This is a genomic window from Geodermatophilus telluris (assembly GCF_900102745.1).
Lineage (GTDB): Bacteria > Actinomycetota > Actinomycetes > Mycobacteriales > Geodermatophilaceae > Geodermatophilus > Geodermatophilus telluris.
This window is the reverse complement of the sequence record NZ_FMZF01000002.1, coordinates 516787-534511: the sequence shown is the minus strand read 5'-3', so window position 1 is coordinate 534511 and position 17725 is coordinate 516787. Positions and strand designations below refer to the sequence as shown.

The 17725-nt window shown below is 75.8% G+C and carries 19 protein-coding genes; 12 read left to right on the top strand and 7 right to left on the bottom strand.

The window, feature by feature from the left end; all coding sequences use genetic code 11:
• Positions 1-48 precede the first annotated feature (48 nt).
• Positions 49-1230: an ABC transporter permease gene (locus BLQ97_RS07760; protein ID WP_139173514.1), complete on the bottom strand. Its 1182-nt coding sequence runs from the start codon at positions 1228-1230 to the stop codon at positions 49-51.
• Between the two features lie 73 nt (positions 1231-1303).
• On the bottom strand, positions 1304-2230 hold the full coding sequence (locus tag BLQ97_RS07755; RefSeq protein WP_091364893.1) for an ABC transporter ATP-binding protein: 927 nt from the start codon (positions 2228-2230) through the stop codon (positions 1304-1306).
• A gap of 157 nt (positions 2231-2387) precedes the next feature.
• On the opposite strand from BLQ97_RS07755, the gene BLQ97_RS07750 reads away from it, so the two are divergent.
• Both BLQ97_RS07750 and BLQ97_RS07745 read left to right on the top strand, forming a co-directional pair.
• Complete coding sequence (locus tag BLQ97_RS07750) at positions 2388-3065, top strand: UdgX family uracil-DNA binding protein (protein ID WP_091364891.1); 678 nt, start codon at positions 2388-2390, stop codon at positions 3063-3065.
• An 11-nt stretch (positions 3066-3076) separates the two neighbouring features.
• Entirely contained in the window at positions 3077-3511 is a 435-nt protein-coding gene (locus BLQ97_RS07745; protein ID WP_091364889.1) for an organic hydroperoxide resistance protein, read from the top strand.
• Here the strand turns inward: BLQ97_RS07745 and BLQ97_RS07740 are convergent.
• Both BLQ97_RS07740 and pdxH read right to left on the bottom strand, forming a co-directional pair.
• Positions 3504-4769: an MFS transporter gene (locus BLQ97_RS07740; protein ID WP_245691954.1), complete on the bottom strand. Its 1266-nt coding sequence runs from the start codon at positions 4767-4769 to the stop codon at positions 3504-3506. The two genes, BLQ97_RS07745 and BLQ97_RS07740, sit on opposite strands and share 8 nt — an antisense overlap.
• Entirely contained in the window at positions 4766-5413 is a 648-nt protein-coding gene (gene pdxH, locus BLQ97_RS07735; protein ID WP_091364887.1) for a pyridoxamine 5'-phosphate oxidase, read from the bottom strand. Before pdxH ends, BLQ97_RS07740 begins: the two co-directional genes overlap by 4 nt.
• Before the next feature lie 159 nt (positions 5414-5572).
• Here pdxH and BLQ97_RS07730 point away from each other — a divergent pair, with 159 nt between their 5' ends.
• Both BLQ97_RS07730 and serC read left to right on the top strand, forming a co-directional pair.
• On the top strand, positions 5573-6709 hold the full coding sequence (locus tag BLQ97_RS07730) for a citrate synthase 2 (protein ID WP_091364885.1): 1137 nt from the start codon (positions 5573-5575) through the stop codon (positions 6707-6709).
• An 88-nt stretch (positions 6710-6797) separates the two neighbouring features.
• Positions 6798-7913, top strand: coding sequence for a phosphoserine transaminase (serC, locus tag BLQ97_RS07725; protein WP_091364884.1), 1116 nt, complete (start codon positions 6798-6800; stop codon positions 7911-7913).
• A gap of 18 nt (positions 7914-7931) precedes the next feature.
• Here serC and BLQ97_RS07720 read toward each other — a convergent pair whose 3' ends face one another.
• Positions 7932-9182 carry an osmoprotectant NAGGN system M42 family peptidase gene (locus BLQ97_RS07720; protein ID WP_091364882.1) on the bottom strand — a complete coding sequence of 417 codons (1251 nt, stop codon included), beginning with the start codon at positions 9180-9182 and terminating at the stop codon, positions 7932-7934.
• A 192-nt stretch (positions 9183-9374) separates the two neighbouring features.
• Here BLQ97_RS07720 and sepH point away from each other — a divergent pair, with 192 nt between their 5' ends.
• Positions 9375-10253, top strand: coding sequence for a septation protein SepH (gene sepH / locus BLQ97_RS07715; protein WP_091364881.1), 879 nt, complete (start codon positions 9375-9377; stop codon positions 10251-10253).
• Positions 10254-10360: 107 nt separating this feature from the next.
• The gene (locus BLQ97_RS07710) at positions 10361-10834 is read left to right on the top strand and encodes a YflT domain-containing protein (RefSeq protein WP_091364879.1); all 474 of its coding nucleotides are present in this window, start codon (positions 10361-10363) and stop codon (positions 10832-10834) included.
• A gap of 19 nt (positions 10835-10853) precedes the next feature.
• Here the strand turns inward: BLQ97_RS07710 and BLQ97_RS07705 are convergent, their stop codons facing one another.
• Positions 10854-11426, bottom strand: a complete 573-nt coding sequence (locus tag BLQ97_RS07705) for a TrmH family RNA methyltransferase (protein WP_425402612.1) — start codon at positions 11424-11426, stop codon at positions 10854-10856.
• A 284-nt stretch (positions 11427-11710) separates the two neighbouring features.
• Here BLQ97_RS07705 and BLQ97_RS07700 point away from each other — a divergent pair, with 284 nt between their 5' ends.
• The 5 genes from BLQ97_RS07700 (at position 11711) to BLQ97_RS07680 (ending at position 15885) form a co-directional block, all read left to right on the top strand.
• Positions 11711-12664 carry an NAD(P)/FAD-dependent oxidoreductase gene (locus tag BLQ97_RS07700; RefSeq protein ID WP_245691953.1) on the top strand — a complete coding sequence of 318 codons (954 nt, stop codon included), beginning with the start codon at positions 11711-11713 and terminating at the stop codon, positions 12662-12664.
• Positions 12664-13695 (top strand): ABC-2 transporter permease, encoded by a 1032-nt coding sequence (locus BLQ97_RS07695; protein ID WP_091364873.1) that lies wholly within the window; start codon positions 12664-12666, stop codon positions 13693-13695. Before BLQ97_RS07700 ends, BLQ97_RS07695 begins: the two co-directional genes overlap by 1 nt.
• 86 nt (positions 13696-13781) lie before the next feature.
• Entirely contained in the window at positions 13782-14507 is a 726-nt protein-coding gene (locus BLQ97_RS07690) for an ABC transporter ATP-binding protein (protein ID WP_091364871.1), read from the top strand.
• On the top strand, positions 14504-15280 hold the full coding sequence (locus BLQ97_RS07685; RefSeq protein WP_245691952.1) for an ABC transporter permease: 777 nt from the start codon (positions 14504-14506) through the stop codon (positions 15278-15280). The genes BLQ97_RS07690 and BLQ97_RS07685 overlap by 4 nt, the downstream gene beginning before the upstream one ends.
• A gap of 53 nt (positions 15281-15333) precedes the next feature.
• Positions 15334-15885 carry a TetR/AcrR family transcriptional regulator gene (locus BLQ97_RS07680; protein ID WP_091364869.1) on the top strand — a complete coding sequence of 184 codons (552 nt, stop codon included), beginning with the start codon at positions 15334-15336 and terminating at the stop codon, positions 15883-15885.
• Here BLQ97_RS07680 and BLQ97_RS07675 read toward each other — a convergent pair.
• Positions 15882-16694, bottom strand: coding sequence for a thioesterase family protein (locus BLQ97_RS07675; RefSeq protein ID WP_091364867.1), 813 nt, complete (start codon positions 16692-16694; stop codon positions 15882-15884). The two genes, BLQ97_RS07680 and BLQ97_RS07675, sit on opposite strands and share 4 nt — an antisense overlap.
• A 28-nt stretch (positions 16695-16722) precedes the next feature.
• Between BLQ97_RS07675 and BLQ97_RS07670 the strand changes: the two genes are divergently transcribed.
• Positions 16723-17691: an aldo/keto reductase gene (locus BLQ97_RS07670; protein ID WP_091365758.1), complete on the top strand. Its 969-nt coding sequence runs from the start codon at positions 16723-16725 to the stop codon at positions 17689-17691.
• Positions 17692-17725: the final 34 nt, after the last annotated feature.

Genomic DNA, 17725 nt, shown 5'->3' with positions numbered 1-17725 from the left:
GAGGTCACCCCAACGTGTCCGGCGCTGCTCCGCGCGGGTGTCCCCCGCTCAGGCCCGCCCGGCCCGCAGCGCCTCCCGCACCTTCGTCCGGCCGCTCGTCCGCAGCAGCGCGCCGGAGTAGACCCGCCCGCCCAGCCGGACCACCAGGACGGTGGCGACCACCATGAGGACGACGGCGACACCCACCTCCCAGAGGGCCACCTCGCCGGCCGCCTGCCGCACCGGCATGACCATCGGCGAGAGCCCCGGCACGAACGACGTCACCACGGCCAGCGTCCCCGAGGGGTTCGTGGCCGCCTGGATGGCGACGAAGAAGCCGACGAAGAGCACCAGCGAGGTGGGGGTGATGACGCTGGCGAGGTCCTCCTGCCGGCTCACCAACGAGGCCGCGACGGCGAACAGCGAGGCGAACAGGGCGTAGCCGAGGACGTACCAGAACAGCACCCAGCCCACGGTGCCGACCAGGTCGCCCGGGACGTCGACGACGTCGAGGGCCAGCGCCCCGCCGACCCCGATGACGGCGATGAGCGTGATCTGCGCCAGGCCGAGGGCGCCGAGACCGAGGATCTTGCCGGCGAGCAGCTGCCAGGGCCGCATCGTGGCCAGCAGCAGCTCCACCACCCGGCTCGACTTCTCCTCCACCACGCCCTGCGCGACGAACTGGCCGAACAGGATGATCAGGCTGTAGAGCAGCACCACACCGACGATCGCCACGACGGTGCGCTGCCCGTCCGCCGCGGAGGACTCGTCGAGCGCGGTCACGGTCACCTGCGGCAGGCCGCCGGGGTCGACGCCGGCCTCGGCGAGCACCCGCTGCAGCGCCACCGCGCCGACGGCGCCGGACACCACACCCTCGACGGTGGCGTCGGACTCGCGGACCAGCAGCTCCGGGGCGCGGCCGGTGGGGTCGAGCACGGCGGCGTCGACGTCCTCGTCCTCGACGGCGGTGCGGGCCGCGGCGTCGTCGTCCAGGGAGACGACCGTGACCTCGAGGCCGAGCGCCTCGCCCTGCGCCTCCAGCGCCGGGCCGACGGCGCCGGGGTCGCCGACCACGCCGATGCGGCTCTCGTCGCTGCTGGAGTTGAGCACGACCTGGAAGACCAGGACGCCGAGGATGATCAACAGCATCACCGCGGAGCTGATGAGGAAGGTCTTGTCGCGCAGCCGGGTGGAGACCTCCCGGGCGGCGACCAGGCGGACCAGCTGCCCGCTCGACAGCGGCGCGCTCACGCGTCCTCCTCGCTGGCGCTCGTCGGCCGCGTGACCGGCGCTGCTCCGTCCACTCGTGAGCTCGCGAGCTCGCTCACGCCGCCACCTCCTCGCGGTCGGTCCGCTGCGCGGGGTCGGCGACCGCCTCGCGGAACAGCTCGACCAGGGTGGCCTCCCGCCGGGCGAAGTGGCTGACCCGGCCGGTGCGCAGCGCGGCGGCCAGCACCGCCTGGTCGTCGGCGCCGTCGGCGAGCTCCAGCAGCGTGTCGCCGGTCCGCTCGGAGACGACGCGCACGCCGGGCAGGGCGGCCGCCCAGCCGGGGCCGGCGTCGGGTGCGACCACGCGCAGCAGGCCGCCCGACCCGCGGCGGCGCAGGTCGTCGACCGTGCCCGTGGCCACCATGCGGCCGCGGGCGAGGATGCCGACGGCGTCGCACAGCCGCTCGACGAGGTCGAGCTGGTGGCTGGAGAAGACCACCGGCACCCCGGCGCGGCACTGGTCGAGCAGCGCGTCGGCCAGCGCGTCGACGCCGACGGGGTCGAGGCCGGAGAACGGCTCGTCGAGGATGAGCACCTCGGGGCGGCTGACCAGCGCGGCGGCGAGCTGGACGCGCTGCTGGTTGCCCAGCGACAGCTCCTCCACCCGGGAGCGGCGGCGCTCGCCGAGGCCCAGGCGGTCGGACCACTCCTCGGCCGCGCGGGCGGCCGCGGCGGCGTCGAGGCCGTGCAGCCGGGCGAACCAGGTCAGCTGCTCGCCGACGCGCATCTTCGGGTACAGCCCCCGCTCCTCCGGCATGTAGCCCATGCGGCGGCGGCCCTCCTCGTCCAGCGGCCGCCCGCGCCAGCGCACCTGCCCGGCGTCGGGCCGGGCCAGGCCCATCGCGATCCGCATCGTGGTCGTCTTCCCGGCGCCGTTCGCGCCGCAGAAGCCGAACATCGAGCCGGGGGCGACGGCGAAGCCGACACCCTCCAGCACGTGGTGGTCGCCGTAGCTCTTGTGGAGCCCGTCGAACTCGAGCACTCGTCCTCCGTCCCGTCCCCCCGTGCGCGGCCACGCTATCGACGCGGGCGGCCCGGCCGACAGGATGCGAGCCGATTCGGGACCGGAACGAGACGTGTGCCGTCGACGGTGCGGCTCCCGCCTCGCGCGCCCGGCCGACCTGGGGTGTCATCGGTCCATGAGCCAGGAGAACTCCCCCGCCAGCCCGCCGTCGGGCGTCGGGCTCGAGGGGCTGCGCGCCGCCGCGGCCGGCTGCCGGGCCTGCGAGCTGTGGGAGCCGGCCACCCAGACGGTGTTCGGCGAGGGCCCGGAGACGGCGCGGATCGTGTTCGTCGGCGAGCAGCCCGGCGACCAGGAGGACCGCAAGGGCGAGCCGTTCGTCGGCCCGGCCGGCCGGCTGCTCGACCGCGCGCTGGCCGACGCCGGCATCGAGCGCCGCGACGCCTACGTGACCAACGCCGTCAAGCACTTCCGGTTCACCCCGACGCCCAAGCGGCGGATCCACCAGTCGCCCGGCGCCGAGCACATCCGCGCCTGCCGACCGTGGCTGGAGGCGGAGTTCGAGGTGCTCAAGCCCGAGGTGGTCGTCTGCCTGGGGGCGACGGCGGCCAAGGCGCTCATCTCGCCGTCGTTCCGGATCACCAAGGAGCGCGGGAAGCTCATGCCGTGGACGCCGCCCGGCGTCGCCCGCGCCGAGAGCGGCGTCGACGAGCCGGAGGAGGACGAGCCGGCGCAGACCTGGATGCTCGCCACCGCGCACCCCTCCGCGGTGCTGCGGGTGCCCGACGAGGACCGCCCGAAGGCCTACGACGCGCTGGTCGCCGACCTGCGCGTGGTCGCCGGCGCCCTGGCCTGAGAGGGGACGACGTGGACCGCCTGTACACCGCCGAGGCCACCGCCACCGGCGCCCGCACCGGGGAGGTCGCCTCCTCCGACGGCCGACTGGACGTCCAGCTGTCCCGCCCCGCCGAGATGGGCGGCGACGGCGGCCCGGGCACCAACCCCGAGCAGCTGTTCGCCGCCGGGTTCGCGGCCTGCTTCCACAGCGCCATGCGCTTCTCGCTCAGGCCGCTCGGGCTGTCCCCGGAGGCCCTGGACGGCTCGTCGGTCACCGCGCAGGTGCACTTCCTGCGCGGCGAGCCCGGCGACTTCGGCCTGGCCGTCGACCTCACCGGCCACCTGCCGCAGCTCGACGCGGAGCAGGCGCGGGCGCTGATGGAGCGCACGCACACCGTCTGCCCCTACTCCCGCGCCACGAGGGGCAACGTCGAGGTCGGGCTGCACGTCGCGCCCGTCAGCTGAGGGCGCGCGACGCCCGGAAGCGCAGGAACGAGGGCACCACCAGTGCCACGACCACCATCGCCACGACGATCACCACGCCGCCGGAGACCATCGCCGCGCTGACGCCGACCGCGCTGGCCACCGCGCCCGCGCGCAGGTCGCCCAGCCGCGGGCCCCCGGCGACGACGACGAGGAACACCCCCTGCATCCGCCCGCGCATCTCGTCGGGCGCGGCGGTCTGCAGCATGGAGGAGCGCAGCACGGCGCTGACCATGTCCCCGGCGCCGGCCACCGCCAGGCAGGCGACGGCCACCCACAGGCTCGGCGCCAGCCCGAAACCGATGATCGCCACGCCCCAGACCGCGATCGCGGCGAGCACCACCGCGCCCTGCCGGTCGACCCGCGACACCCAGCCCGAGGTCAGCCCCATGAGCAGCGCGCCGATGGAGATGCCGGCGTAGAGCCAGCCCAGGCTGTTGGGCGAGCCGGCGTAGCGGCCCTCGGCGAGCTCGGGGAAGACCGCCTGCGGCCAGGCGAACAGCATCGCGACCACGTCGACGACGAAGGTCATCAGCAGCACCGGCTGGGTGCGCAGGAAGGCGAACCCCTCCCCCACCCCGCGCAGCGCCGCCCCCAGCCGCAGCGGCCCGGTCCGCCCACCCGGCGGCAGCGGCGGCAGGCCGCGGATCATCAGCACGGCGAAGGCGAGGGTGACCGCGTCGACGGCGTAGGCGAGGAACAGGTCGCCGGCGCCGATGAGCACGCCGGCCAGCAGCGGCCCCACGATCACCCCGGCCTGCCGGACGGTCATGGCCAGCGCGTTGGCCGCCGGGACCCCCTCGGTGCCCACGAGCGCGGGGATGACGGCGCTGCGCGCGGGCTGGTTGACCGCGGTGAACCCGGAGACGGCGGCCGCCAGCAGCCACAGCAGCGCCAGGTCGCCGCCCCCCGGCAGCAGCGCCTGCACGGCCAGCAGCGCGCTGGTCACCGCCGACCCCACGCCGGTGACCACCATGAGCCGGCGCCGGTCCATCGCGTCGGCGATCGCGCCGCCGAGCAGGCCGAAGACGACCAGCGGGACGAGCGTCACGACGGAGGTGACGCCGACCAGCAGCGAGTCGCGGGTGAGCGCGTAGACCTGGAACGGGACGGCGACCAGCGTCATCTGCTGACCGACCATCGTCGCGGTCAGGCCCCAGAACAGCCGCCGGTACGCCGGGTTGCGCAGCGGGCTGGTGTCGATGGCCCAGCCGCGGGAGGCAGCGGGGGCCTTCCTCACGGGGCCAGCCGCTGCAGCACCCAGCCGCCGCCCTCCTCGTCGTCGCGGACGAACCGGAGCCGGTCGTGCAGCCGCCCCGGGCCGCCCTGCCAGAACTCGATGCTCTCGGGCACCACCCGGTAGCCGCCCCAGGTCGGCGGCCGGGGCACCTTCTCCGTCGTCGTCCCCTCGTCGAGCAGCCGCACCCGCTCGGTGAGCTCCTCCCGCGAGTCGACGACGGTCGACTGGACCGAGGCGACGGCGGCGAGCTGGGCCTCGCGCGGGCGGGGGTCCCACAGGTCGTCGGAGGCGCCGTCGCCGATGCGCTCGACCCGGCCGGTCACCCGCACCTGGCGCTGCAGCGCGTGCCACGGGAAGACCAGCGCCGCCCGCGGGTTGGCCGCCAGCTGCGCCCCCTTGGTCGAGGCGTAGCTGGTGCCGAAGACGAACCCCGCCTCGTCGTACCCCTTCACCAGCACGATGCGGGCGTCGGGTGCGCCGTCGGCGTCCGCGGTGGCGACCACGACGGCGTTGGGGTCGGGCAGGTCGGCGGCGACGACGTCGCGGAACCAGCGGTCGAACTGCTCCAGCCAGGTCGGCGCGAGGTCCTCCTCGCGCAGGCCCGGGCGGTCGTAGTCCCTGCGCATGCGGGAGAGGTCGGGCACCCGACCATGCTGACACCGCCGTCCCGGGCCGGCTCCGGGAGGCGTTCCGCTGGGTGGCAGCCCCGCCTGTCTGGTTCCCGGGCGCACCGCCTAGGGTCGCCCTGCAGTCGTGCGCCGTGGCCCGTGCGCACGAGGATCGCGCGCAGAGGAGCATGCGAGATGGCCGACGACTTCGTACCCGGCCTCGAGGGCGTCATCGCCTTCGAGACCACGATCGCCGAGCCCGACAAGGACGGCGGCGCCCTGCGCTACCGCGGGGTCGACATCGAGGACCTGGTCGGCAAGATCACCTTCGGCAACGTCTGGGCGCTGCTGGTCGACGGCAAGTTCGGTCCCGGCCTGCCGCCGGCCGAGCCCTTCCCCATCCCGGTGCACAGCGGTGACGTGCGGGTCGACGTGCAGGCCGCGCTGGCCATGCTGGCGCCGTTCTGGGGTTACCGCCCGCTGCTGGACATCTCCGACGAGGAGGCCCGCGACCAGCTCGCCCGGGCCGCGGTCATGGCGCTGTCCTACGTCGCCCAGTCCGCCCGCGGCATCGGTGTCCCGGCCGTGCCGCAGAGCCGGATCGACGAGGCCAAGACGATCGTCGAGCGGTTCATGGTCCGCTGGCGCGGCGAGCCCGACCCCCGCCACGTCGCCGCCGTCGACGCCTACTGGACGTCGGCCGCCGAGCACGGCATGAACGCCTCGACGTTCACCGCCCGCGTCATCGCCTCCACCGGCGCCGACGTCGCCGCGGCCATGTCCGGCGCCATCGGGGCCATGTCCGGCCCGCTGCACGGCGGCGCGCCCTCCCGGGTGCTGCACATGCTCGACGGCGTGGAGCAGGAGGGGAACGCGGAGAAGTACGTCAAGGACCTGCTCGACCGCGGCGACCGGCTCATGGGCTTCGGCCACCGCGTCTACCGCGCCGAGGACCCGCGCGCCCGGGTGCTGCGCAAGGCCGCCAAGGAGCTCGGTGCGCCGCGCTTCGACGCCGCGCTGGCGCTGGAGAACGCCGCGCTCAAGGAGCTGCGCGAGCGGCGTCCCGACCGGCCGATCGAGACCAACGTCGAGTTCTGGGCGGCCATCGTCCTCGACTTCGCCGAGGTCCCGAGCCACATGTTCACCTCGATGTTCACCTGCGCCCGCACCGCCGGCTGGTGCGCGCACATCCTCGAGCAGAAGGAGACCGGCCGCCTCGTGCGCCCGTCGGCGCGCTACATCGGTCCCGGCCCGCGCCGGCCCGAGGAGGTCGACGGCTTCGACACCATCACCGTCAAGGCCATCGACGAGGCCGCCCCCAGCCCCGCCTGAACCACCTCACCAGGCCCGACGGCCCGGGCCCGCCACCGCGGACCCGGGCCGTCGCCGTCCGCCCCCCGCACCGGAAGGCACCCCGCACATGACCATCCAGATCCCCGCCGACCTGCTGCCCGCCGACGGCCGGTTCGGGTGCGGCCCGTCGAAGGTGCGCCCCGAGGCGCTGCGGGCCCTGGCCGCCGACGGCGCCGCGGTCATGGGCACCTCGCACCGCCAGGCACCGGTCAAGGGGCTGGTGCGGCAGGTGCGCGAGGGCCTCGCCGAGCTCTTCGACCTGCCCGACGGCTACGAGGTGGTGCTCGGCAACGGCGGCAGCACGGCCTTCTGGGACGCCGCGGCGTTCGGCCTGATCCGGCGGCGCAGCGCCCACGGCACCTACGGCGAGTTCTCCGCCAAGTTCGCCTCCGGCGTGGCCGAGGTGCCCTTCCTCGAGGAGCCGGTCGTGGCGCGGGCCGAGCCGGGCTCGCTCGCGCTGCCCCACGGGCAGGCCGGCGTCGACGCCTACGCCTGGGCGCACAACGAGACCTCGACCGGCGTCATGGCGCCCGTCGTCCGCCCCCGGCACGCCGACGACGACGCGCTGGTGCTCATCGACGCCACCAGCGGCGCCGGCGGGCTGCCGGTCGACGTCGCGCAGGCCGACGCGTACTACTTCGCACCGCAGAAGTCCTTCGCCTCCGACGGCGGCCTGTGGATCGCGCTGATGAGCCCCGCCGCGCTGGAGCGGGTCGCCGAGATCAAGGCCTCCGGGCGGTGGATCCCCGGCTTCCTCGACCTGTCGGTCGCCGTCGACAACTCCACCAAGGACCAGACCTACAACACCCCGGCCGTCGCCACGCTGTTCCTGCTCGCCGACCAGGTGCGCTGGATGCTGGGCCTCGGCGGGCTGTCGGGAGCGGTGGCGCGCAGCCAGGAGTCCGCGCACCGGCTCTACGGCTGGGCGGAGAAGTCCCCCTTCGCGACGCCGTTCGTGGCCGACCGCGACCAGCGCAGCCTCGTCGTCGGGACGATCGACTTCGACCCGTCGGTCGACGCCGCGGCCCTGGCGAGCACGCTGCGCGCCCACGGCGTCGTCGACGTCGAGCCCTACCGCAAGCTCGGCCGCAACCAGCTGCGGGTGGGCACGTTCCCCGCCGTCGACCCCGACGACGTCAGCGCGCTGACCGCCTGCGTCGACTTCGTCGTCGAGCGCATGTGAGCGGGCGGGCCCGCTCGCTCAACGCGCCTGCTCGCCGTCGGCGGGCTGGACGGCGGTGCTCGGGAAGTCGCTGAGGTCGCCGGTGGGACGGCGGTCCCAGCTGCGGAAGGTGAGGTCGGTCTGCAGGTAGAGCGCGACCAGCTCGGCGGTGCTGCGGATGCCGTCGAGGTGGGTGCGCTCGTTGCCGTGGCTGCCGTCGATGCCGAACCCGATGAGCGCGGCGCGGGTGTTGGCGCCGGCCTCGAGCGCGGAGGCCGCGTCCGAGCGGTAGTACTTGTAGACGTCGCGGCGGTGCGGCACCTCGTGCACCCGGCACAGGTCGATCAGGTGCCGGGTCAGGTGGTAGTCGAAGGGCCCGGTCGAGTCCTGCATCGCGATGTTGACGCACTGCTCGGAGGACGCCTGGCCCGGCGCGACCACCGAGGTGTCGATGGAGACCAGCTCGGCGACGTCGGCGTCGAGGCCGTGGCTGGCCCCCAGGCCCACCTCCTCGGCGATGGTGACCAGCAGGTGGGCGGTCACCGGCACCTCGATGCCGGAGTCGACGATCGCCTTGAACGCACCCAGCGCGGCGGCGATGCCGGCCTTGTCGTCGAGGTGCCGCGAGTTGACGAACCCGCTGCCGGTGATCACCGGCTGCGCGTCGATGGCGACGAAGTCGCCCACCTGGATGCCGCGGCGCTCGAGGTCGGCCCGGCTGTGCACCACCTCGTCGACGCGGACCTCCACGAAGTCCCAGCCCACGCCCTGCTCGTCGACCTCGTCGCCGTAGCGGTGCCCGCTGGCCTTGATCGGCAGGATCGTGCCGGTGTGCCAGTAGTCGCCGGAGACGTCGTCGCTGAAGATCGTCACCCGCGCGCCCTCGGCGAAGCGGGCGCTGTGCGTGCCCACCGGGACGATCGCCAGCCGGCCGTTGTCCTTGAGCTGGCTGACCATGCAGCCGATCGTGTCGGCGTGCACGACCACGGTCCGGTCGGCGCCGGGCGAGCGGCTGGGCAGCTCGGCGATCAGCGCGCCGCGGCGGGTCACCTCGAAGTCCAGCCCCAGGTCGCGCAGCTCCCCGCCGATGAGCTGCATGACGTGGTCGGTGCGGCCCGAGGGGCTGGGGATGGTGAGCAGCTCGACCATCACGCGCTGGACGTAGTCCATGTCGATGGGCAGGCGCTTCTGGCCCGCGTCGACCGGGGAGGGCAGGAAGCGCTCGTTGGGCTCGACGTCGTCGAGGCTGTCGTCGCGGACGAGGCCGTCGTCCCGGGGACCGGTCAGCATGGACGCCGAGTCTAGGAGCGGCCGCCGCCGTCCCCGCAGCACCCGGCGCCGCCCTGCGCGCCCCTTCCGCCCACTACCCGGCGCGGCGTGCAGCGCGCCCCCGGTGCGCGCGGATAGCCTCGCGCGTGGTCCGGTGTCCCCCGGGCCGGTCCCGTCCCGCCCGCCGTCGCGAGCCCGTCCGAGGAGGTCGCCGTGCGCACCCTGCGCCTCGTGGGCCTGTCCGACGACGGCCGCAGCGTGCTGCTCGCCCTCGAGACGGCCGACGGCGAGGAGGAGCGCTTCGCCCTGCCGGTCGACGACCGGCTGCGCGCGGCCGCCCGCGGTGACACCCGGCGGCTGGGCCAGATCGAGGTCGACAGCGCGCTGTCGCCCCGGGTGATCCAGCAGCGCATCCGCGCCGGCGAGACGCCGGAGCAGGTGGCCGCGGCCTCGGGCACCCGGGTCGAGCGGATCATGCGCTTCGCCCACCCGGTGCTGCAGGAGCGCTCGCGGATCGCCGAGCAGGCGCGCGAGGCCCGGGTGCGGCTGTCGGAGGGGACGCCCGGCGTCGCCCTGCAGCAGTTCCTCGCCGAGCGGCTGCGGCTGCTCGGCGCCGACCTCGACGCCGTCCGCTGGGACGCCGCCCGGGCCGAGGACGGCACGTGGGTGGTCAGCGCCGCCTGGCAGGCCGGCGCCAAGGAGGGCACCACCGCCTGGGTCTACGACCTGCCGGCCCGCACGGTCAGCCCGCTCGACGCCGCCACCCGCGACTTCGCCGAGGGCACCCGCCTGGTGCGCGTCGTCCCCGGCGTCCCGGCCGAGCGCCCGGGTCTGCCGCTGCACCGCAGCGCCGCCGTCCCGGACCGGGCCGCGGCCCCCGACCGCGCCGTCGCCGAGCGCGCGCCGACCCCCGAGCGCGGTGGCCCGCCCGCCGAGCCGGCCACCGCCCGGCGCGCCACGCCCCCGCCCGACGAGGACGTCTCCGAGCACGACACCGTCGTGCTGCGCCCCGGCGAGACCGAGGACGAGGACCCCCGCGCCCGCGTCCCGGCCTGGGAGGACATCGTCTTCGGGGTCCGCCGCAACCACTGAGCCGCCACCACCGACCGCCGCGGGTGTGACCGACCGGACGTGTCCCACCGGGTGGCGCGGGTACCCCTCCTGCGAACGCACGAGCACGCGCGGGAGTGGAGCGAGACATGCCGATGTCGGTGTCGATGCCGCTGGGCGGCGTCCAGGTGGGGACGTTCGACAGCTACCAGCAGGCGCAGGCCGCGGTGGACCACCTGTCCGACGAGAAGTTCCCGGTCGAGAACGTGACGATCATCGGGTCGGACCTGCGGATGGTCGAGCGGGTGACCGGCCGGCTGACCTGGGGCCGGGCGATCGGCGCCGGCGCGGCCAGCGGCGCCTGGTGGGGTCTGTTCGTCGGCCTGCTGCTCGGCATCTTCGCGCCCAGCGGCACCAGCTGGATCAGCTCGGTGCTGACCGGCCTGCTGATCGGCCTGCTCTTCGGCGCATTGTTCGGTGCCATGGGCTACGCGGCCACCCGGGGCCAGCGCGACTTCACCAGCGTCTCGCAGGTCGTCGCCAGCCGGTACGAGGTGGTGTGCGCTCCGCCGCAGGCCGAGCAGGCCCGCGCCATCCTCGCCCGCTGGTCCCTGCGCCACTGACGCGACGGCCCCGCCGCGACTAGCGCAGCGTCGCGAAGGCGACCGCGGCGGCGGCCGCGACGCCCAGGGAGTCGACACCGGCCCGCATGGGGATCCGGGCGCGCACCCGGGCCGCCGCCTGGGCCTCCGGCGTGAGGCCGGGCCCCTCGGCGCCCAGCAGCACCGCCGTCCGCGGGTGCGCGCGGGGGTCGACGTCGGCGAGGTCGACGGCGTCGGCGGCCGGGGTGAGCGCGACGGTGAGGTAGCCGGCGTCGTGCAGCAGGTCGAGCCCGCCGGGCCAGTCGGCCAGGACGGCGAACGGCAGTGCCAGCACGTGACCCATCGACACCCGCACCGCCCGCCGGTAGAGCGGGTCGGCGCAGCGGGGGTCGAGCAGCAGGCCGTCGACGCCGAGGGCCACCGCCGAGCGGGCGATCGAGCCGAGGTTCTCGGCGTCGTTGAGCGCCTCCAGCACCGCCAGCCGCCGCGGCGTGGCCGGGTCGGGCCCGGCCAGCAGCGCGTCCACGCCGGCCGGCGGGCGGCGGTCGGCGGAGGCCAGCACCCCGCGGGTGAGCCGGAAGCCGATGAGCTCCGACAGCGCCCACCTGTCCATCTCGTACGCCGGCACGCCCTCGGGCAGGTCGAGCTGCGCCAGCCGCCCGGGGACGCCGAGCACCGCGCGCACCCGGTAGGGCGAGGCGAGCAGCCGCTGCACCGCCGGCACGCCCTCCACGACCACCGGACCGCTCCCCCGCGGCCGCCCGGCCGGCCGGTCGCCGGCGTGCAGGTCGCGGAAGTCCGCGACCCGCTCGTCGGTGACGTCGGTGACGGGGATCGGGGCGGGCACGACCCGATCCTCCCCGAGCGCCGGCGGCGCCCTGCCCGCAGGATCCAGTGGTGTCCAACTCGACCGTCGTCGTCGGTGCCGGCATCGCGGGCGTGGCCTGCGCCCGCGCGCTCACCGCGGCCGGCGTCCCCGTGCGGGTCCTCGACCGCGGTCGCCGCCCCGGGGGACGGATGGCCTCCCGCACCCTGTCCGGCCGGGTCACCGACCTCGGCGCCTCCTACCTGACCGCCGCCGACGACTCCCCCTTCACCGCGGTGGTCGCCGACTGGGTCTCCCGCGGACTGGCCCGGCCCTGGACCGACACCTTCGCCGTCGCCGGCCCGGACGGCGTCGAGCGCACCACCAGCGGCCCGGTGCGCTACGCCGCTCCCGGCGGGCTGCGGTCGCTGGTGGCCGACCTGGCCGAGGGCCTCGACGTCGTCCAGGAGCGCGCGGTCTCCCGGGTCGAGGCCGGTCCGCGGGTGGACGGCGAGGACGTGCCCGCCGTCGTGCTGGCCCTGCCCGACCCGCAGGCCCGCCGGCTGCTGCCCGACGACCTCGCCGACCGGCTGCTCGGCGAGCGCGAGTGGCAGCCCAGCCTCGCCGTCGCGCTCGGCTGGGACGAGCGGCGCTGGCCGGCCGACCTGCACGGCGCCTTCGTGCACGACGACCCGGTGCTCGAGTGGGTGGCCGACGACGGCGACCGGCGCGGCGACGGCGCACCGGTCCTGGTGGCGCACACCACCGGCGACACCGCCGCGGCGCACCTGGCCGACCCCGACGCCGCCGCGCCCGCGGTCGCCGCGGCCGTGCGGCGGGTGCTCGGCATCGACGCGGCACCGGCCTGGACGCACGTGCACCGCTGGACCTTCGCCCGGCCCGCCGACCCCCGGGAGGAGCCCTTCGGCCGCGTCGACGGCATCGGCGCGTGCGGCGACGGCTGGCGGGCGCCGTCGAAGGTGGAGAGCGCCTGGACCTCCGGCCACCTGCTCGGCACCGCGCTCGGCGCCGAGCAGAGCCGCTGATGCCGGGCGGGCTCGCGCCTCCTCCCGGCCCGGCCGACCAGACGGCCGAGCGGGAGCGCTCCGACGGCTCGCCGGCCAAGGCGGGGCTGCGCGGCATCGTCCTGCCCGCCCTGGTCGCGGTGCTGGTGGGCTGCCTCTACCTGGTCGTCCAGCTGTCGATCTCCACCACCGCGACGCCCCGCGACCTGCCGGTCGGCGTCGTGGGCACCGCCGACCAGGTCGACCGGGTCCGCGCCCAGCTCTCGCAGACCCAGCCCGGCGCGCTGCGCCTGGTGGCGCTGCCCGACGCCGCCGCGGCCGAGCAGGCGGTGCGCCGCGACGAGGTCCGCGGCGCCCTGGTGCTCGACGGCCCGGCACCGCAGCTGCTCACCGCCGGCGCCCACGGCCAGGGGGTGACCGAGACGCTCACCGGCGCCTTCGCCCCGGTCGCCCGGCAGGCCGGGCAGCAGCTGGCGGTCACCGACGTGGTGCCGCTGACCGCGCAGGACAGCCGCGGGCGGGCGCTGGACCACACGGCCTTCGCTGTCGTGCTCGGCGGCTTCCTGTTCGGGATCACCAGCTACCAGGTGGCGCCGCAGCTCGCGCTGCGGCTGCGGCTGGCCAGCTCGGGGCTGTTCGCGGCCGCGGCCGGTGCCACCGGGGCCCTGCTGAGCGTGGCGGTCTTCGACGCGGTGCCGGGGTCGGCGTGGACCGTCGGCGGCCTGGTGGCCCTGCTGGCGCTCGCCTCCGGCGCCTTCGCCGCGCTGACCCTGCGGCTGCTCGGCGGCGTGGGCACCTTCGCGGCCACCGCGGTGCTGCTCATCCTCGGCGCGGCCACCAGCACCGGCAGCGACCCCGCGGAGTACCTGCCGGGGTGGGCGGCCCCGCTGGCCTCGGTGCTGCCCTCGGGCGTGGCCGTCCAGGGGCTGCGCGACGCGGTCTACTTCGCCGGCGGCGGCGTGCCGCGCGCCGTCGTCGTCCTGGCGCTGTGGGCGGCGCTGCCCTTCCTCGTCATCGCCGCCCTCGACGCCGTCGCCCGCCGCCACGGCTGACCGCAGGCAGGGACCAACGACCCCGTTGACAACTCATCTACCGTTGAGTTCATCAGGCGTTGAGTTCTCGTCCTCGGGAGGCCGCCATGACCGACGCCGTCACCGTCACCGACCTGGTCGTCGACCGGGGGCACCGCCGGGTGATCCCCGGGTTGTCCTGCGCCGTGCCGGCGGGCCGGGTCACCGGCCTGCTCGGCCCCAGCGGCAGCGGGAAGACGACCCTGATGCGCGCGCTGGTGGGCGTGCAGCAGGTCCGCTCGGGCACGGTCACCGTGCTCGGCGAGCCGGCGGGCAGCCCCGGGCTGCGCTCGCGCGTGGGCTACGTGACCCAGGCGCCGAGCGTCTACCCCGACCTCACCGTGCGGGAGAACGCCCGCCACTTCGCCGCGCTGTACGGCCGCGGCACCCGGGCGGCCGACGACGCCCTGGCGGCCGTGGGCCTGACCGACGCCGCCGGGCAGCTGGTCGCCGACCTCTCCGGCGGCCAGCGCGGCCGGGCCTCGCTGGCCTGCGCGCTGGTGGGCGAGCCCGAGCTGCTCGTCCTCGACGAGCCGACGGTGGGCCTGGACCCGGTGCTCCGGGTGGAGCTGTGGGAGCGCTTCCACGCGCTGGCCGCGGCCGGCACCACGCTGGTCGTCTCCAGCCACGTCATGGACGAGGCCGGCCGCTGCGACCGGCTGCTGCTGCTGCGGGAGGGCCGGCTGCTGGCCGACTCCACCCCCGCGCAGCTGCGCGCCGAGTCGGGCACCGACGACCTCGAGGAGTCCTTCCTCCGCCTGGTGCGGGCCCAGCAGCAGGAGGTGGCGGCGTGAGCACCGTGACCACCGTGCTGAGCCCCCGGCTCACCGGCGCCACCACCGCCCGGGTGCTGCGGCAGCTGCGCCACGACCACCGCACCATCGCGATGATGGTGCTGCTGCCCAGCCTGCTGCTCGGGCTGCTGTACCTGCTGTGGAAGGACGTGCCGTCCCTGCCGGGGCAGCCGAGCACGTTCGACCGGGTCGGGCTGACGATGCTGGGGATCTTCCCGTTCGTGGTGATGTTCCTGGTCACCAGCATCGCGATGCTGCGGGAACGCACCTCGGGCACGCTCGAGCGGTTGCTGACCACCCCGCTGTCCCGGCTGGACCTGCTGCTCGGCTACGGCGCCGCCTTCGGCCTGGCCGCGGCGGCGCAGGCGGTCGTCACGGTCACGGTGGCCACCACCCTCTACGACCTCGACATCGCCGGCTCCGTGTGGCTGGTCGTCCTCATCGCCGTCGCCAACGCCGTCCTCGGCGTGGCCCTGGGGCTGCTGGCCAGCGCGTTCGCCCGCAGCGAGTTCCAGGCGGTGCAGTTCATGCCGGTGATCGTGCTGCCCCAGTTCTTCCTCTGCGGGCTGCTGGTGCCGCGCGAGCAGATGGCCGGCTGGCTGCAGGCGATCAGCGACGTGCTGCCGCTGACCTACGCCGTGGAGGCCCTGCAGGAGGTCGGGCGCTCGGCCGCGGAGACCGGCACGATGTGGACCGACGTCGGCATCGTGGCCGGCGCCGCCGTGCTCGCCCTCGCCCTGGCGGCGGCGACCCTGCGGAGGAGGACCAGCTGACGACGGCACGGCGGACCGGGCGGCGCCCCGGCAACCCCGGCACGCGGGCGGCGGTGCTCTCCGCCGCCCGCGCGGCGTTCGCCGAGCGCGGGTACGACGGGGCCTCGATCCGGGCGATCGCCACCGCGGCGGGCGTCGACCCCGCCCTGGTGCACCACTACTTCGGCACCAAGGACAAGCTCTTCCTGGCCGCGGTGGAGGCACCCGTCGACCCGGCGCAGGTGCTCCCCGAGATCCTCGCCGAGGGCCCGGACCGGCTCGGCGAGAACATCGTGCGGATGCTGCTGCGGGTGTGGGACGGCCCGGCCCGCCCGGCGGGCCTGGCCCTCGTGCGCTCGGCCCTGGGCAGCGAGTGGACGGCGCGGCTGCTGCGTGAGTTCCTCGTCGCGCGGGTGCTGCGCCGCGTGGTGGGCACCCTGGACCTGCCGCCGGCCGAGGCCGAGGCGCGCGGGGCACTGGTCGCCTCGCAGCTGATCGGGGTGGTGATGATCCGCTACGTGCTGCGCGTGGAGCCGCTGGCGTCGGCACCCCCGGAGCAGCTGGTCGCGGCGGTCGCCCCCACCGTGCAGCGCTACCTCACCGGCGAGGTGGTCCTCCCCGGCTAGCGCGCCACCCGGGCGAGCTGGCGGGCCTGGGCCACGAGCCGGCCGGTGGCGTCCCAGATGCGGCACTCCTCGTCGGACCAGCCGCCGGTCACCTCGGTGGAGCGCGACTCGAGCAGGCACCAGCCCGGCGCCGGCAGCGCCCGCACCAGCACCTGCAGCTGCACCGTGGGCGCCCAGCCCGGCTTCCCGACGGCGAACGCGGTGGGCGGCAGGGCGTCGGCGAACAGCAGCAGCGCCAGCGGGTCGGGGGCGCGGCCGTCGGCCAGCCGGATCCAGGCCCGCAGCACCCGCTGGTCGGAGGGCCGGCCGACCACCCACCCCGCCGTCGCCGGGTCCAGGCGGGTGTCGAGCTGCCGGGCCAGCCCCACGGCCGGGCCGCCCTCGGCGGTGCGGGTGGCCACGCACCCGTCCGGAGCGGGCAGCTCCGGCGCGGGGTTGACGCTGTGCTCGGTCGGGCCGGCGCCCAGCGTCGCCGTCGTCACCTGGACCGACAGCGACGGACCGGCGGCACCGCTGAGCAGCACCGTCGAGTGCGCCAGCGTCCGCCCCGCCGGGCCCGGCGTGACCGCCAGGTCGGCCGGCCCGCCCGGGGTGGCGCGCAGGTAGCTCGCCGAGAGCGCCACCGGGTGCGGGTGCGGGCTGTCGGCCAGCGCCGCCCGCGCGACGACGGCGAGCAGGTAGCCGCCGTTGAGGACGCCGTTGCCCACGTCCCAGCCGGGGTCCAGGCGGGCCCGCAGGCCGCCGCCCTCGGTGCGGGTGACCGCGGTGGCGCGGTCGAAGGCGGACGGTCCGGTCTCGGTCTGCGGCACGGCGGCCAGGGTGCCAGGCTCCCTCGACGTGGAGTACACGCACCTCGGACGCAGCGGCCTGTCGGTCTCCCGCCTCTGCCTGGGCACCATGAACTTCGGCTGGAAGACCGAGGAGGGCGACGCGCACGCGGTCATGGACCGGGCGCACGAGGCGGGCGTCAACTTCTTCGACACCGCCAACGTCTACGGCTTCGAGGCCGGCAAGGGCCGCACCGAGGAGGTGCTCGGCACCTGGTTCGCCCAGGGCGGCGGCCGCCGGGAGCGCACCGTCCTGGCCACCAAGGTGTACGGGTCGATGAGCGACTGGCCCAACGACACGTTCCTGTCCGCCCGCAACCTGGTGCGCTCGGCCGACGCGTCGCTGCGCCGCCTGCAGACCGACTGGATCGACCTCTACCAGTTCCACCACGTCGACCTCGCCACCCCGTGGGACGAGGTCTGGCAGGCCTGCGAGACGCTGGTCGCGCAGGGCAAGGTGGTCTACGTCGGGTCCTCCAACCACGCCGCCTGGCACCTGGTCGCGGCCAACGAGGCCGCCGCCCGCCGCGGCTCCCTGGGCCTGGTGAGCGAGCAGTCGCACTACAACCTGCTCACCCGGCACGTGGAGCTCGAGGTGCTGCCCGCGGCGCGGCGGTACGGCATCGGGGTGATCCCGTGGAGCCCGCTGGCGCAGGGCCTGCTCGCCGGCGTCCTCGGCGACCAGGAGGGCGACCGGCGCCACCTGGAACGCAACCGGGCGCGGATCGAGCAGCACCGCCCGGCGCTGCAGGCCTACGAGGACTCCTGCCGCGACTGGGGCCTGGCGCCGGCCGACGTCGCCCTCGCCTGGCTGCTGCACCAGGACGGCGTGACCGCGCCGATCGTCGGGCCGCGCACCCTGGAGCAGTTCGAGGGGTCGCTGTCGGCGCTGGACGTGCGGCTGGAGCAGGCGCAGCTCGACCGGCTCGACGAGGTCTTCCCCGGCTACCGCACCGCGCCCGAGGAGTACGCGTGGTAGCGATGACATCGCGATCCTCCGGATCGCACCGCAG

Coding starts and splice junctions, on each gene's coding strand:
- BLQ97_RS07750 (WP_091364891.1), top strand. CDS start 2,388: ATGAGCCAGGAGAACTCCCCCGCCAGCCCGCCGTCGGGCGTCGGGCTC.
- BLQ97_RS07730 (WP_091364885.1), top strand. CDS start 5,573: ATGGCCGACGACTTCGTACCCGGCCTCGAGGGCGTCATCGCCTTCGAG.
- serC (WP_091364884.1), top strand. CDS start 6,798: ATGACCATCCAGATCCCCGCCGACCTGCTGCCCGCCGACGGCCGGTTC.
- BLQ97_RS07720 (WP_091364882.1), bottom strand. CDS start 9,182: ATGCTGACCGGTCCCCGGGACGACGGCCTCGTCCGCGACGACAGCCTC.
- BLQ97_RS07710 (WP_091364879.1), top strand. CDS start 10,361: ATGCCGATGTCGGTGTCGATGCCGCTGGGCGGCGTCCAGGTGGGGACG.
- BLQ97_RS07705 (WP_425402612.1), bottom strand. CDS start 11,426: ATGGACAGGTGGGCGCTGTCGGAGCTCATCGGCTTCCGGCTCACCCGC.
- BLQ97_RS07695 (WP_091364873.1), top strand. CDS start 12,664: ATGCCGGGCGGGCTCGCGCCTCCTCCCGGCCCGGCCGACCAGACGGCC.
- BLQ97_RS07690 (WP_091364871.1), top strand. CDS start 13,782: ATGACCGACGCCGTCACCGTCACCGACCTGGTCGTCGACCGGGGGCAC.